Annotated in this window: 14 protein-coding genes and 1 riboswitch; of the genes, 3 read left to right on the top strand and 11 right to left on the bottom strand. The window is 43.1% G+C overall.

Annotated elements, in window-relative coordinates; all coding sequences use genetic code 11:
* Positions 1 to 26: 26 nt before the first annotated feature.
* From fabD to HMPREF2885_RS07900, 6 genes are all read right to left on the bottom strand, one after another.
* Positions 27 to 947, bottom strand: a complete 921-nt coding sequence (fabD, locus tag HMPREF2885_RS07925; protein WP_070657721.1) for an ACP S-malonyltransferase — start codon at positions 945 to 947, stop codon at positions 27 to 29.
* Positions 940 to 1,914: an enoyl-[acyl-carrier-protein] reductase FabK gene (fabK, locus tag HMPREF2885_RS07920; protein WP_000857451.1), complete on the bottom strand. Its 975-nt coding sequence runs from the start codon at positions 1,912 to 1,914 to the stop codon at positions 940 to 942. The genes fabD and fabK overlap by 8 nt, the downstream gene beginning before the upstream one ends.
* Before the next feature lie 117 nt (positions 1,915 to 2,031).
* Positions 2,032 to 2,256 (bottom strand): acyl carrier protein, encoded by a 225-nt coding sequence (locus HMPREF2885_RS07915; RefSeq protein ID WP_000257840.1) that lies wholly within the window; start codon positions 2,254 to 2,256, stop codon positions 2,032 to 2,034.
* A 57-nt stretch (positions 2,257 to 2,313) separates the two neighbouring features.
* Entirely contained in the window at positions 2,314 to 3,288 is a 975-nt protein-coding gene (locus tag HMPREF2885_RS07910) for a beta-ketoacyl-ACP synthase III (protein WP_042902827.1), read from the bottom strand.
* Complete coding sequence (locus HMPREF2885_RS07905; protein WP_000386335.1) at positions 3,288 to 3,722, bottom strand: fatty acid biosynthesis transcriptional regulator FabT; 435 nt, start codon at positions 3,720 to 3,722, stop codon at positions 3,288 to 3,290. Before HMPREF2885_RS07905 ends, HMPREF2885_RS07910 begins: the two co-directional genes overlap by 1 nt.
* 90 nt (positions 3,723 to 3,812) lie before the next feature.
* Positions 3,813 to 4,598 carry an enoyl-CoA hydratase gene (locus tag HMPREF2885_RS07900; protein ID WP_042902828.1) on the bottom strand — a complete coding sequence of 262 codons (786 nt, stop codon included), beginning with the start codon at positions 4,596 to 4,598 and terminating at the stop codon, positions 3,813 to 3,815.
* 282 nt (positions 4,599 to 4,880) lie between these two features.
* Between HMPREF2885_RS07900 and HMPREF2885_RS07895 the strand changes: the two genes are divergently transcribed.
* The 3 genes from HMPREF2885_RS07895 to serS all read left to right on the top strand — a co-directional run bounded on the left by HMPREF2885_RS07895 (position 4,881) and on the right by serS (position 8,107).
* Entirely contained in the window at positions 4,881 to 6,245 is a 1,365-nt protein-coding gene (locus tag HMPREF2885_RS07895) for an aspartate kinase (protein WP_000869637.1), read from the top strand.
* A gap of 2 nt (positions 6,246 to 6,247) precedes the next feature.
* Complete coding sequence (locus HMPREF2885_RS07890; protein WP_049489774.1) at positions 6,248 to 6,619, top strand: DUF956 family protein; 372 nt, start codon at positions 6,248 to 6,250, stop codon at positions 6,617 to 6,619.
* A 213-nt stretch (positions 6,620 to 6,832) separates the two neighbouring features.
* Positions 6,833 to 8,107, top strand: coding sequence for a serine--tRNA ligase (gene serS / locus HMPREF2885_RS07885; RefSeq protein WP_070657719.1), 1,275 nt, complete (start codon positions 6,833 to 6,835; stop codon positions 8,105 to 8,107).
* 23 nt (positions 8,108 to 8,130) lie between these two features.
* Here the strand turns inward: serS and HMPREF2885_RS07880 are convergent, their stop codons facing one another.
* The 5 genes from HMPREF2885_RS07880 to HMPREF2885_RS07860 form a co-directional block, all read right to left on the bottom strand.
* Positions 8,131 to 9,030: a TDT family transporter gene (locus HMPREF2885_RS07880; protein WP_070657718.1), complete on the bottom strand. Its 900-nt coding sequence runs from the start codon at positions 9,028 to 9,030 to the stop codon at positions 8,131 to 8,133.
* 107 nt (positions 9,031 to 9,137) lie between these two features.
* Positions 9,138 to 10,202 (bottom strand): acyl-CoA dehydrogenase family protein, encoded by a 1,065-nt coding sequence (locus HMPREF2885_RS07875; protein WP_049550244.1) that lies wholly within the window; start codon positions 10,200 to 10,202, stop codon positions 9,138 to 9,140.
* A gap of 14 nt (positions 10,203 to 10,216) precedes the next feature.
* Positions 10,217 to 10,765: a carboxymuconolactone decarboxylase family protein gene (locus tag HMPREF2885_RS07870; protein WP_000206774.1), complete on the bottom strand. Its 549-nt coding sequence runs from the start codon at positions 10,763 to 10,765 to the stop codon at positions 10,217 to 10,219.
* 130 nt (positions 10,766 to 10,895) lie between these two features.
* Positions 10,896 to 12,218, bottom strand: coding sequence for an alanine/glycine:cation symporter family protein (locus tag HMPREF2885_RS07865; protein ID WP_049499981.1), 1,323 nt, complete (start codon positions 12,216 to 12,218; stop codon positions 10,896 to 10,898).
* 89 nt (positions 12,219 to 12,307) lie between these two features.
* Positions 12,308 to 12,396, bottom strand: a riboswitch (glycine riboswitch).
* 168 nt (positions 12,397 to 12,564) lie between these two features.
* The gene (locus HMPREF2885_RS07860; RefSeq protein WP_049499979.1) at positions 12,565 to 14,901 is read right to left on the bottom strand and encodes an endonuclease MutS2; all 2,337 of its coding nucleotides are present in this window, start codon (positions 14,899 to 14,901) and stop codon (positions 12,565 to 12,567) included.
* Positions 14,902 to 14,959 lie beyond the last annotated feature (58 nt).

Below are 14,959 nucleotides of genomic sequence, written 5' to 3'. Positions count from 1 at the left end.
GTTGTATTTTGTGGGAGAATGGATCATTAGTTTCCTAACAAAGCATCCAAGCTTGTTTGGTCTTCAACGTTAGCTAGCTGAGCTGTTTTATCGATTTTTTTGACAAAGCCTGATAGGACCTTCCCCGGACCAATTTCAATAAAGTTGGTTACCCCAGCATCCTGCATCACAGCAATACTTTCATAAAAACGAACAGGTTCTTTGACCTGACGCGTCAAAAGCTCTTGGATTCGATCTTTTTCCATAACAGCAGCTTCCGTATTGCCGACTAGTGGGCAAGTAAAGTCAGAGAAACTCACTCCTTCAAGAGCTCCAGCTAGTTGCTGACTGGCTGGCTCAAGAAGAGCTGTATGGAAAGGACCAGATACATTTAAAGGAATCAATCGTTTTGCTCCTGCTTTCTGCAAGAGTTCAACTGCGCGGTCAACCGCAGCCACCTCACCACCGATAACGATTTGGCTTGGGGTGTTGTAGTTAGCTGGAGTCACTACTCCAACTTTAGAGGCTGTTTCACAAGCTTCCTCAATCACTTCAACTGGAGTATTAAGAACGGCTACCATCTTTCCAGATCCTGCAGGTGCAGCCTCTTCCATATAAGCACCACGCTTAGCAACCAAGGCAACTGCCTCTTCGAAGTCCAAAGCACCACTTGCTACAAGAGCAGAATATTCTCCGAGGGACAATCCTGCTACCATATCTGGCTGATAGCCCTTTTCTTTCAATAGTCGGTAAATAGCAACCGAAGTCGCTAAAATAGCTGGTTGCGTATAGCGAGTCTGGTTTAACTTGGTTTCTTCCTTATCAATCAAGTCACGAAGGTCATAACCCAAAACCTGACTGGCTTGGTCAATTGTTTCCTTGACGATAGGGTAGCGATCATAGAGATCACGCCCCATTCCTAGATACTGAGCTCCTTGACCCGCAAATAGAAAGGCTGTTTTAGTCATTTCTTACAACTCCTGCCCAACGAGAGGCTTCTTCTTGAATTTTTTTGGCTGCACCATAGTATAGATCTTTTAGGATTTCTTCGACAGTTTCCTCTTTAGAAACCAAACCAGCAATCTGACCTGCCATGACAGATCCACCTTCTACATCTCCATGAACAACGGCTTTAGCAAGAGCACCAGCTCCCATTTGCTCAAAGATTTCTAAATCTGGATCTTCTTGTTTAAAGGCATCCTTTTCAGCCTGTTCAAAGTCACGTGTCAACTGATTTTTAATGGCGCGAACAGCATGTCCAAAATGTTGAGCTGAAATAGTCGTATCGATATCACGCGCTTTTAAGATTTTTTCCTTGTATTTTGGATGGGCGTTAGATTCCTTGGCTACTACGAAACGCGTACCAACTTGAACGGCCTCAGCACCAAGCATAAAGCCTGCAGCGACACCTTCACCGTCGGCAATTCCTCCAGCTGCGATAACCGGAATTGAAACAGCTGCAGCAACTTGGCGAACCAAGGTCATCGTTGTTAATTTACCAATATGTCCACCGGCTTCCATTCCCTCTGCAATAACTGCATCTGCACCAATTTTTTCCATACGTTTTGCCAAAGCAACACTTGGAACAACAGGAATAACTGTAATTCCTGCATCATGGAAACGAGTCATGTATTTACTTGGATTTCCTGCACCAGTTGTAACCACCTTGACCCCTTCTTCAATCACGAGATCAACGATATCTTCTACAAAAGGTGACAAGAGCATGATGTTGACACCGAAAGGTTTGTCCGTAAGTGATTTGATTTTATCGATATTAGCCTTTACGACCTCTTTAGGTGCATTCCCACCACCGATGATCCCTAGACCACCAGCTTTTGATACTGCACCAGCCAAGTCACCATCCGCAACCCAGGCCATTCCTCCTTGAAAAATAGGATAATCAATGTTCAATAATTCTGTAATACGTGTTTTCATAGTGCCTCCATCATTCCTTGCTTACGTAATAGTTCGATGAGTTTATCATTTGAGTTTCAAACTATTACCTAAACAAGAGGGAGTGGGTTTCCCCTACTCCTTCTAGTAATATGTTAATTATTTTGTTTGCTCTTCAACGTAGGCAACCAAGTCACCAACTGTTTTCAAGTTATCTTCTGCTTCGATTTGGATATCGAAAGCATCTTCGATTTCAGAGATTACTTGGAACAAGTCCAATGAATCTGCATCCAAATCATCAAAAGTAGATTCAAGTGTTACTTCTGATGCGTCTTTCCCAAGTTCTTCAACGATAATTTCTTGTACTTTTTCAAATACTGCCATGATAGGACTCCTTTAAAATATAAAAAATTTATAACTATGTGTTTACCACATGATTACCTAGATTGTAAGAATGAGTGTGCCCCATGTCAAACCTCCACCGAAGCCTGATAGGAGAATCGTCTGGCTACCATCTAAACGAATCATGCCATTCTCCACACACTCTGAGAGCAAAATCGGGATACTTGCTGCACTGGTATTCCCATACTCCATCATATTGGCTGGAAGTTTGTCTCGGTCAACACCGATCTTCTTAGCCATCTTATCCAAAATGCGGATATTTGCCTGATGAAGCAAGAGATAATCCAATTCCGATGCTGCGATTGGACCATTTTCAATGGTTTCTTTGATTGATCTAGCAACATCACGATTTGCAAAATCAAAAACTGCTCGTCCATCCATCTTCAAAAAAGCAGGAACTGCTTCTTGATCTGAGAAAGGAGAAGCCAAAGCCGTTTGACCATAGGTCAAACACTCGCTCCGAGAGCCATCTGTATAGAGACTTTCCACAAGGAAGTGACGTATTTCGCTCGCTTCCAAGAGAACCCCTCCAGCACCATCCCCAAAGAGAACAGCTGTCGAACGATCTGACCAATCAACTGCCTTGGATAAGGTCTCAGCCCCTATAACAATCCCTTTTTTGAACTGTCCAGAACTTAAAAACTTTTCTGCAGTTGAGAGAGCGAATACAAAGCCACTGCAAGCTGCTGTCAAATCAAAGGCGAAAGCTCTATGCGCTCCGATATTTGCCTGAACTCGAGCTGCTGTGGAAGGCATCATCGAGTCTGGAGTAATCGTCGCTACAATGATAAAATCAATCTGATCCGCTGTTAAGCTCCCTTTAGCCAACAAGCTCTTAGCTACTTCTGTCGCCAAGTCACTTGTAGACTCTGTTTTGGAAATATGTCTCTGTTTAATTCCTGTCCGACTTGAAATCCACTCATCGCTTGTGTCCATGATTTGGGCTAAGTCATGATTAGTGACCACTTGCTCTGGAACATAATGAGCAACCTGGCTTATTTTTGCAAAAGCCATTATTTCAAATCCTCCAAAAATTGATAAAGGTTCGTTAAGCCTCTGCCCATGACTTCTTTTTCCTCCGGGCTCATGCCATCGATGATTTTTTCGACCATAGCCTTGTGGAACCGTTTATGAAGACGGTGAACCAAACGACCTTTCTTTGTCAAATGCAGATAGACCACTCGACGGTCTTGGTCAGAACGAATACGCTCAATATAACCTTTTCTCTCCAGGTTATTCAAACTCGTCGTCACTGTCCCAAGAGTTACCATCAGTTCTTTTGAAACCTTACTTGGCGTTGCCTCCGGGAACTTCCCAATCACATCGATCGTGTGCATTTCTTTGATGGAGATGTCTTTGAATCGACTACCTCGTAAGCTAACCTCCTCAATCACAAGGACGTTATTAAAAATAGATGTTAGATAATCATTTACTTGTTGGTAGTCCAAATCGTTTCCCTCCCCCTCAAAAAGCTTTTACAATCAAAACATTTGATAAAAGAAGTATAACAAACTTCAAAAAATTGTGCAAGTATTTTTTCACATTCCTGTAAATTTCGGTCTTCTTCTTTCAGAATGTGCACGAACCCCTTCTTTAAAATCTTCAGTTAAAGATAACGATTCTTGTAATTTCAATTCTAATTCAGCATAATTCTGCCAATCCTTAAATTGACTTTCCCAAACTAACTTTTTAATCGCTGCGTATGAGTTTGCTGAACCTCTTCTTAATTTTTTCAGAACTTGTTCTCTTGTTTTTTCTAATTTGTCAACTTCACAAACACGGTATACCACGCCCCATTCTAGCGCTTTTTCAGCAGTTAAGGCTTCACCTGTCATAGCAAGTTGTGCAGCCCGTGTTACCCCAATACTACGACTCAAGAGATGAATCCCACCAGCGTCTGGCGCCAAGCCCACTCCGACAAAGGCTTGGATAAATTTTGCCTTGTCAGTCGCCAAACAGAAATCAACTGCTACTGCCATATTTGCTGCAGCACCAGCGACCGCTCCATCTACCTCCATCAAAACAGGTTTAGGAATTTGCTTGATTTTAAAAGAAATTGTATTGACTAATTCTGCAATCTTATTCAAAGAAGGGATATCATCTTCATCTACTGCTCGCTTCATCTCAACCAAGTCTCCCCCAACTGAAAAGACCTTCCCATTCGCATTAATCAAGATGAACTGCACAGCTTGATCCTGATCCGCTAGGGTCAAAGCTTCTAAAATTTCCTCACACATTGGGATATGAAAACCATTTGCCACTTCGGGACGATTCAAAGTAATGATAGCCAGATCATCTACGATCTGATATAAGATATGATTCATAGCTTCTCCTTTTCTTTTATAAGGCAATGAAATTGTTTTATCATCAAAGTATACCTTTTTTTGGATAAAGAGGCAAGGAAAAACTAAAGGAAAGTGTCTCAGCTGATTATTTACCCATCATTTATGAGTGTGAGTAAAATTTGACACTCTTACTTTTAAATCGTTATCGCTTTTCAGAATAAGTTAGTGTTTTCTTCTATTATAATAGGAAGTTATTTTCGTCATTGAAAAATGCCCCTCTTTCTGCTATAATCGTATAAAACACTTACTTGAGGAGTCCTTATGAAGGTTGTAAAATTTGGTGGAAGCTCGCTTGCCTCTGCTGGTCAGTTAGAAAAAGTCTTAAACATCGTTAAAAGTGATAAAGAACGCCGTTTTGTAGTCGTTTCTGCACCCGGCAAACGCAATGCTGAAGATACCAAGGTAACTGATGCCTTGATCAAATACTATCGTGACTATGTGGCTGGAAATGACATCAGTGCTAGCCAAAGCTGGATCATTGACCGTTATGCCGCTATGGTTAGTGAACTTGGGTTAAAACCTGCTGTTTTAGAAAAAATCTCTAAAAGCATTCGGGCCTTGGCAACTCTTCCTATAGAGGACAATGAATTCCTCTATGATACCTTCCTAGCGGCTGGAGAAAATAACAATGCCAAACTCATTGCAGCCTACTTTAACCAAAACGGTATCGATGCACGCTATGTTCACCCAAGAGAAGCTGGAATTGTTGTCACAAGTGAACCTGGAAACGCACGCATCATCCCATCTAGTTATGACAAGATTGAAGGCTTGGCTGATAGCACCGAAGTCCTTGTCATCCCTGGTTTCTTTGGTGTGACTAAGGAAAATCAAATCTGCACTTTTTCACGTGGAGGTTCAGATATCACAGGTTCTATCATTGCAGCAGGTGTTAAGGCTGATCTCTATGAAAACTTTACAGACGTAGATGGTATCTTTGCTGCCCATCCTGGTATTATCCACCAACCACACTCCATTCCTGAATTAACCTACCGTGAAATGCGTGAGTTGGCTTACGCTGGATTTTCAGTCCTTCATGACGAAGCCCTTCTTCCTGCCTACCGAGGAAAAATTCCTCTTGTCATCAAGAATACCAACAACCCTGACCACCCAGGTACGCGCATTGTTTTAGAACACAGTAGTGATAAATTCCCAGTAGTAGGGATTGCGGGTGACTCAGGATTCGTCAGCATCAACATGTCAAAATACCTCATGAACCGCGAAGTCGGATTTGGTCGCAAGGTTCTGCAAATCCTTGAGGACCTCAACATCGGTTGGGAACACATGCCTACAGGTATCGACGATCTTTCAATCATCCTCCGCTCCCGTGAATTAACTCCTATCAAAGAAGAAGAAATTCTACGTCAACTCGTTCAAAAAGCTGAAGTGGACCATGCTGAAATCGAACATGACCTTTCCATCATTATGATTGTTGGAGAAAAGATGAAGAGCCATATCGGGGTAACTGCTACTGCAACACGTGCTTTGTCTGAGAATAAAATCAACATCCAGATGATGTCCCAAGGTTCAAGTGAAGTTTCCATCATGTTTGTTGTCAATAAAGAGCAAGAAAAAGCAGCTATCAAGGCTCTCTATCATGCCTTTTTCGGTGAAAGTAAGGAAGACTAATCATGGCCCAATCACTCAATCAAGTCATTGACCTCCAAACTACTGGGACATCTTACCTCTCTATCTCTGGAAAAGTTGGAAAATTTCTAGTTGGGGATCAAGCCTTAGAGTTTTATCCTGATGTCAATGTCGAACAATATATCCAAATCCCCTGGTCCAGCATTCAGCAAATCGGAGCCAACGTAAGTGGTCGCAAGATCAGCCGCCACTTTGAAGTCTTCACTGATCAAGGAAAATTCCTTTTTGCTTCAAAAGACTCTGGAGCTATCCTCAAAATCGCTCGTGAAAAATTAGGAAACGAAAAGGTTGTGAAACTTCCGACTCTACTCCAGACCATTGGACAAAAACTTAAAAATCTATTTGCAAAAAAGTAGAAACTTTAGTATAATCATAGCAACGGATAAGTAAGTTATCTCCTTCTTTCAGAAAGTCTGCGGGTGCTGCGAGCAGATAGGAGGGATAGGTGAAATTCTACCGTTGTTCACAATTACATATATAATCAAGTGCACACCTGTGAAGTTGGATGGAACCGTGGCCCTGCCACTCCAACGCTTTGTCAGGTGTGCTTTTTTCATAAAGGAGTTCTTATGTTAGATATTAAACGTATTCGCACAGATTTTGATGCTGTCGCTGAAAAATTAGCTACACGTGGTGTAGATGCTGCTATCTTAAATGAGATGAAAGAAATCGATGCTAAACGTCGTGACGTCTTGATCAAGGTTGAAACTCTAAAAGCAGAACGTAACACAGTTTCTGCTGAGATTGCCCAAGCCAAGCGCAACAAGGAAAATGCCGATGACAAGATTGCTGCAATGCAAACCCTATCTGCTGAAGTCAAAGCCTTGGATGCTGAATTGGCAGAAATCGATGCTAAATTAACAGAATTTACCACTACTCTTCCAAACATCCCAGCTGACAGTGTTCCTGTTGGGGCTGATGAAGATGACAATGTGGAAGTCCGCCGTTGGGGTAGCCCACGCGAGTTTGACTTCGAACCAAAAGCTCACTGGGATCTTGGTGAAGACTTGGGTATCCTTGACTGGGAACGCGGTGGTAAGGTAACGGGCGCTCGTTTCCTCTTCTATAAAGGACTTGGGGCTCGTTTGGAACGGGCTATCTACAACTTCATGTTGGATGAGCATGGTAAAGAGGGCTATACCGAAGTCATCACACCATACATGGTTAACCATGACTCAATGTTTGGTACTGGTCAATATCCAAAATTCAAGGAAGACACTTTTGAATTGAAAGACACTAATTATGTCCTCATTCCTACAGCTGAAGTGCCTCTTACAAACTACTACCGTGATGAAATCCTTGACGGTAAAGACCTACCAATCTACTTCACTGCTATGAGTCCTTCATTTCGTTCTGAGGCTGGTTCAGCTGGTCGTGATACACGCGGCTTGATTCGTCTGCACCAATTCCACAAGGTTGAAATGGTCAAATTTACCAAACCAGAAGAATCTTACGAAGAATTGGAAAAAATGACAGCCAACGCTGAAAACATCCTTCAAAAACTCAACCTTCCATACCGTGTCGTTGCCCTCTCTACTGGGGACATGGGCTTCTCAGCTGCCAAGACTTATGACTTGGAAGTTTGGATTCCAGCCCAAAATACCTACCGTGAAATCTCAAGCTGTTCGAATACAGAAGATTTCCAAGCCCGTCGTGCTCAAATCCGTTACCGTGATGAAGCGGATGGCAAGGTGAAACTCCTTCACACCTTGAACGGTTCTGGACTTGCAGTCGGACGTACAGTGGCTGCCATTCTTGAAAACTATCAAAATGAAGATGGTTCTGTAACTATTCCAGAAGCACTTCGTCCATACATGGGTGGAGCTGAAGTTATCAAACCATAACAATAAGGCCTAGCTATTTCTAGCTAGACCTTTTTTCGTAACCAAATCAGATAACCAACCAAGACAAAGAATAAAATAGTGAGGCAAATAACGGTTTCAGCCAATACCAGATAATCCAGAAATGGAAGTTTCAAAATTCCCTGAGCCATCTTGAGCGAAGTAGCTGTGATAATGGTTGGGAAGGTGAGGGCTGAGAAGGCTGGTTGAAATCCTCGCTTTAAAATATGGGGCAGGCGAGTCAAAACAAAGAAAAAGAAGGACTGAGATGCCAAAATCATGACGATCAGGAGCCAAGTCGGTAGGCCTGCTCCTCCAACTCGAACCAGGGAAGCCAAGAGTAGAGAAAAGGGAGCACAGTAGATCCCTTCTTGTCCAAGCAAGGCTAGTGGGAGTGGTTCTTTCTTTAAATCGCTATAAATAAGCGGATAGAGATAGAAGGTCAAGACAAAACCAAAACTCAAGGTTGCATAGGCAATCTCAATAATGCCTACCAGAGGATAGGTCAAGGCTGCTACTGCAATCCCCACATAGAGTACCGTCCAGCTAGGAGTCGCATTGACCCTCCGACCTGGACAGGCAAATTTGATGGTAAAAGTAGCAATCAAAGCTAAATCCAAGAGAAATGAAAACCACCAGATTCCTTGTGCTACCAAAGGAAGAACAGGGAATACGCGAAAGACATAGGTCGATAAAATCATCCCGGCCATGGGAAAGGTAGCCATGCCAGATAAGAGAGGGGCTTTGGTCAATTCTCGCTTGGTTTCAGACCAATTAAAAAGATGAAGAATCAGAAAGAAAAGCCACAAAACTAATCCAGTCAGACTCAATAAATGCGACAGAACTGGCCAAGTATCTGCAATCAGATTTCCTGCACCTGCTAGACCTAATAAACAGCCAGAAAATACCAAGGGGAGCTTTTTCATCCGAGCCTCCAATAATCATGTTATTATTAGTATAGCATAAAAGCGCTTAAATGAGGACTTAAAAAACGAAGTTAGAAATTCAAACTTCGTTTTTATTCTACTATTTTTTAACTCGTTGCTAAGATATGGCGCAACTGAACAGCGCTTGGAGAGACAATCGGAAGAAAGGCTCCTTCATTCCAACGACGAATAAAACCAGATGTTGATTTGCTAAAGTAGCCTCTACCTCCACCAGCTTGCAACTCTAACAGAAGACTTTGAGCAACCACATCCACAATGTCTATTCTTAACTGAAAGAGTTCACGCGGATTGGTAACGAAATAGGACCGGTCAGACAATCCCTGATAAAGAGCTTGCCGAATAGCATCTAACTGCTCTACCTGGTATTGCCATTCATCTGTTAATACTCTTCGTTTCCCCAATTCTTTTTCTACTTCTGATAGGGAGCGTTCAGCTAATCCAAAAGCCAAACCAAATTGGTAACCTAAAAAAGCGGGACGATTTTGAGTTAAAAACTCTTTAGCATTCTTGGATAGAATCCACTCTTCTTTTAAAGGAACCCGATTAAAGGTCAAAGCAGCAGTGTTTCCTCCCTGAAGAGAAACGAATTCTAAGTCTTCCGAACGACTAAAATTCTCTGCATCTGATGGCACAGCCACCACATAACTTTTACTTGGATCATCAGCAAAACCTGCTACAAAAATGGTTAAGAATCGATTTCTACGGGCATTGGTTACCCATGGCAGTCGCCCTTTTAGATAAAATTGTCCTTTTTCTTCGATGATATAAACATTCAGCTCTTCTAAATCAGATAAATACTTGACCGCATTAGACAGAGCAGTTGCGCCTGCATATTCACCAGACAAGAGTTTTTCCAGATAGTTTTCTTTCAAATAGGAATTCTCTGAATGGATAATATTGTCAATTAGGGTGCGTTGTCCCCAAGAAATAAAGGAGGCCGTCAAGGAATGTTGAGCGAGCTCTGCTAGGATATCAATGACATCTTGATCACTTCCGTCTGAACCGCCGAGAGATTCTGGAACACCTACACGAAAAGCTCCTTCTGCTGCAATCCTTTCAATCAGTTGCTCTCCAGCCTCACAAGACTGTTTATCAATTTCATCAGCATGCTGGTCTAACCAGCTCAAAAACTCTTCGGAAAAAAATCCCATACTCTTTCCTCCTTTTATGCATAAGGTTGTAATTCTGGGTTAATAGGCGTATTGGCTAGGTTGTTGGCATAGTTGCAGAGGCTGGCAAGACTAACACCGAGAACCACGTCCAAGGCATTTTGTTGCGTGTAGCCAGCTTCCAAAAATTCAGCCAAGGCTTCATCTCCTACACGCCCTTTGGTATTGATGACCGCCAAGGTAAACTTAGCTAGAGTATCTAGTTTTGGATCTGTTTCAATCGGAGTGCGGTTGCGGAGAGCTTGGAGAAGATCATCATTCATCTGGATTTGTTTGATTGAAAAGGCTGTGTGACCTGCGACGCAGAAAGCACAACCATTGGTTACGGCAGCTGTGATTTGTACTACTTCGCGTTCTACTGGTGTTAAGCTATTGCGACGGTTGATGGCTCCGACAGTTCGGTAGGCTTCAAGCGCGGTTGGGGCATTGGCCAAGAGACCGATTAGGTTGGGAATATAGCCATTGTTATCTTTTTGTACTGTTTCAAGAACTTCTTTCACTTCTGCTGGTGCTGATTCTACTGTGTGGATGGTAAATGTTGTCATAAGAAACCTCTTTTCATTTTATTGTCATTTAGTCTATCATAGAATTTTCCACTTGGATAATATATATTTTCAATAGCCTTGATAGGAAATGTCTATGAAATAAAAAAATCACACTAAAAGTGTGATTGGGTTAGTGTTTAAAATACTTTCTGGTTTCGGAAATAACGACTGGCGATAAGACTATGAGGGCAATCAAGTTTGGTAAAGCCATCAAGGCATTGACGATATCTGCAATAATCCAGACCATATCCAACTCGATAAATCCTCCCAACAAGACCATGACTACAAAGACTACACGGTAAAGCCAGATAAAACGAACACCAAAGAGAAACTCAAAACAGCGTTCTCCGTAGTAGTTCCATCCGAGAATCGTCGTAAAGGCAAAGAGTACAAGGAAAATGGTCAAGAGGGAAGGTCCAAAATGTGAAAAAACTGTTGAAAAGGCTGACTGGGTCAAGGCAACCCCATTCAAATCACCACTCCAAACACCAGTTACCAAGATTGTTAAACCAGTCAACGTACAGATAATGAGGGTATCAATAAAGGTTCCTGTCATGGAAATCAAGCCTTGCTCGACAGGCTCATTTGTCTTAGCCGCAGCCGCCGCAATGGGAGCTGATCCTAGGCCAGATTCGTTAGAAAAGACTCCTCTCGCCACACCATTTTGGATAGCCATCCGAATGCTGGCACCTGCAAAACCACCTACCGCGGCCGCCGGACTAAAGGCTGAAGTAAAGATCAGTGCAAGTGTGGCTGGGATTTCCTCGATATTAAAGAGAATAACTGTAAGAGTTCCCAGAATATAGACAATAGCCATAAAAGGAACCACTGCTGTCGAAACTTTTGATATGGATTTGAGGCCACCAAAGACAGCAATCCCTACAAAAATGGATAAAATCAGAGCTGTGATAACTGGATCAACTTGGGCTGTATTTTGAATGGATTCTGTAATCGAATTAACTTGGGTAAAGGTACCAATCCCTAGAAGAGCTACCAATACACCCGCTAGGGCAAAGAAGATAGCAAGTGGACGCCACTTTTCTCCCATCCCCAAAAGGATGTAATGCATGGGTCCTCCAGCTACAGCTCCATTTGCATCCTTAGTACGGTATTTGATGGCCAGTAAGCCTTCGGCATACTTGGTCGCCATCCCAAAAAAGGCCGCCATCCACATCCAAAAGAGGGCCCCTGGTCCTCCAACCTTAATGGCTGTCGCTACCCCGATAATATTTCCCGTACCAACGGTGGCGGCTAGAGCCGTACAGAGAGCAGCAAAGCTCGACACATCTCCATGCCCCTTATCCTTGGTAAAGATCAGCTGAAAGGCCTTTGGGAGACGAGCTACCTGCAAAAGGCCTAGTCGGATGGTCAAATAGATACCCGTTCCGACCAATAAGATCAAGAGGGGAGGCCCCCAAGCAAAAGCATCAAGCGCTTTAAGCAATTCTAACATGTCCTTCTCCTATCTTTCAACCCCAAAAGAAAGAGCACATGCAAGACACATGTACTCTGGAATGCTTAGATAAATGCCAAAAAGCGGTCTATCCTAGCTCTGTCCTTTTACCTGAGAGTTTGAGCAGTTACCTGCCTTGCCCCTTCGGTGCCTTTACGGTCTCTCCAGAGTTCCGTCCATTTACAGTCATGGAAAACAAACCTTTCTCCACTTCTATTAAACTTCATTCGGTGTTGGTATTTAATTTTTTATTATTTTACAAGAAAAGTTAGTCTTTGTCAATATATTCTATGAAAATTTTTGACTTTTCACTTCTTTTTTCAGAAAGAGTGAATCCTTCTTCTCTCTATCCTTTAAAGGTTACAATGGTGGCGCCACTGCCTCCAGCATTTTGTGGAGCATAGCCAAAACTCTTGACATGCTTGTTTCTTTGCAGGTATTTGGTGACGCCCTCACGGATGACTCCCGTACCGATACCATGGATGATGTCGACTTGCGCCATGTTATTGAGCAGGGCTTGGTCGATAAAGGCGTCCAGCTCATTCATAGCCTCTTCGTACCGTTTGCCTCGGAGATCCAGTCTCGCTTGCGGACCACGACCAGAAGCTCGTTTGACGACATTGACTTGTTTTTTCTTGACTGGGGCTTCTTGCTGAGCCTGAACAAGGTCAAATTCTTTCTCTTCCAAGGTCATCTTGATTAAACCGACTTGGGCTTCCCAACGGCCGTCCTTAAGCTGATTGGTCAAGGTTCCACGTTGTCCATAACTGAGGACCACAATATCATCCCCCACCTTCGGAGCTCGTTTTTTCTTGGCTTTTTGAAGGACCTTGTTTTTAGATAAGTCTACTTTTTCAGGAGCTAGTTTTTTCAGCTCAGCCTTGGCTTCAATGATTTCATGGGGTTTGAGTTGAGATTTGCTATGGAGATTTTTGAGAATCTGGTCACTTTCACTTAGAGCGAGTTCCACAATCTCGGCAGCTTGTTCACGCGCCTTGTTGAGCTCAGTTTCCTTTTCACGATTAAGCTCATTGTAGAGTTTTTTGAGTGCACGGTTCATCTTGAGGTTTTCTTGCTCCACCTCACGAATATTGTCCAAGCGTTTGCGACTTTCAAGCGTTTGCTCTTCCAATTGTTCAATGATACGGTTGACATCATTATCTTGGTTGACCTGCTGGCTGGCATCTCCTACGATGACCTCTGACAAGCCCAGACGTTTGGCAATTTCAAAGGCATTGCTTCGGCCAGGAACTCCCTGCATAAAGCGATAGGTCGGACGCAAGCTGGCAGTATCAAACTCCATGCTGGCATTTTGCACAAAGGCTGTCTCAATACCATAAGCCTTGAGTTCTGGATAGTGGGTCGTAGCCATAGTCTTGACCTGACGCAGACGAAGATCCTCCAGAATAGCCATAGCAAGCGCTGCTCCTTCCTGCGGATCGGTACCTGCCCCAAGCTCATCTAGCAATAAGAGCGAGTGCTGATTGACCTTGCCAAGAATATCTACGATATTGGTCATGTGGCTGGAGAAGGTAGACAGGCTTTGCTCGATAGACTGCTCATCCCCAATATCTGCGAAGATTTCCTCAAAAACACCGACACGGCTTCCCTTGTCAGCTAGAATGGGCAATCCAGATTGGGCCATGAGTTGAGTCAAGCCTAGGGTTTTGAGCATGATGGTCTTCCCACCAGTATTGGGACCTGTAATGACAATAGCTGTTAATTCCTTACCAAAGTGTACATCGTTTGCCACTGCATTTTTGACCAAAGGATGGCGAACATGAAGAAGTTGAATCTCTTGATTCTCTGAAAGTTGGGGAACGACTGCTTGTCTTTCTTGAATGAAACGCACCTTGGCACGAATCAAGTCTAAATGGCCGATAATCCAAGCATCATTAGCAATCTCAGCAGCATGAGGACGAACCCGTTCCGATAGTTCCTGCAGGATGCGAATCATCTCATAGCGTTCGTCAGCTCGCAGACTAGCGATTTCTTCGCTCAGCTTGACCACCTCACGTGGCTCGATATAAACCGTATTACCACTGGCAGAGATGTCATGGACAACACCTGCAATCTTATTGCGATAGGTGTTCTTTACTGGTAAAACTTGACGGCCATTTCTGCTAGCGATTATACCTTCCGTCAACATCTGCGCTTTTTGCTTGAGTAAGTCTTGCAAGACATCTCGAACTTGACTCTCGCTATCATGGATTTTCCGACGGATACGTGCTAGTTCTTCGCTGGCAAAATTCTCGATAAATCCTGCATCATTTAGAGCTTGGAGACTTCCTTGCAAGTGTGGAAACTCATGCAGTTTCTCAAACCATCTCGCCAACTGCTCCAAGCGTACGTTTTCTAGATTGTCGTAAAAACTTTGCAACTCTCTGCTAGCAAGCAAGACTCGTTTGAGAAGCAAGAACTCCTCAATATTGAGGTCCGCCCCCATCTCCAGACGCTTGCAGACAGCTGAAAGCTCACGTGTCGCTAGGATAGTAAAGTGAGGTTGCTCCACAAATAGGGCTTGCATTTCCTCCATCTCTGTAAAGGCTTGCTTGATCTTATCCACCTTAGCAGTTGGAGCCAAGCCTTTTAGCTCCTCTAGGCCTTGTTCTGTCAGGAGATGCGGTTCAAACAAGGTTTTGATTTTATTAAATTCTAAGGTTTCTAGTATTTTTGTATTCATATTTTTTCCTTGTATGCTGGTTTAAAAGATTATAGCAACTAGGTGTTTTGACCTAGTC

The organism is Streptococcus sp. HMSC062H02, assembly GCF_001813005.1.
Taxonomy (GTDB): domain Bacteria; phylum Bacillota; class Bacilli; order Lactobacillales; family Streptococcaceae; genus Streptococcus; species Streptococcus oralis_S.
Note: the sequence above shows the minus strand (reverse complement) of the source record. Positions and strands in the feature narration are given on the sequence as shown.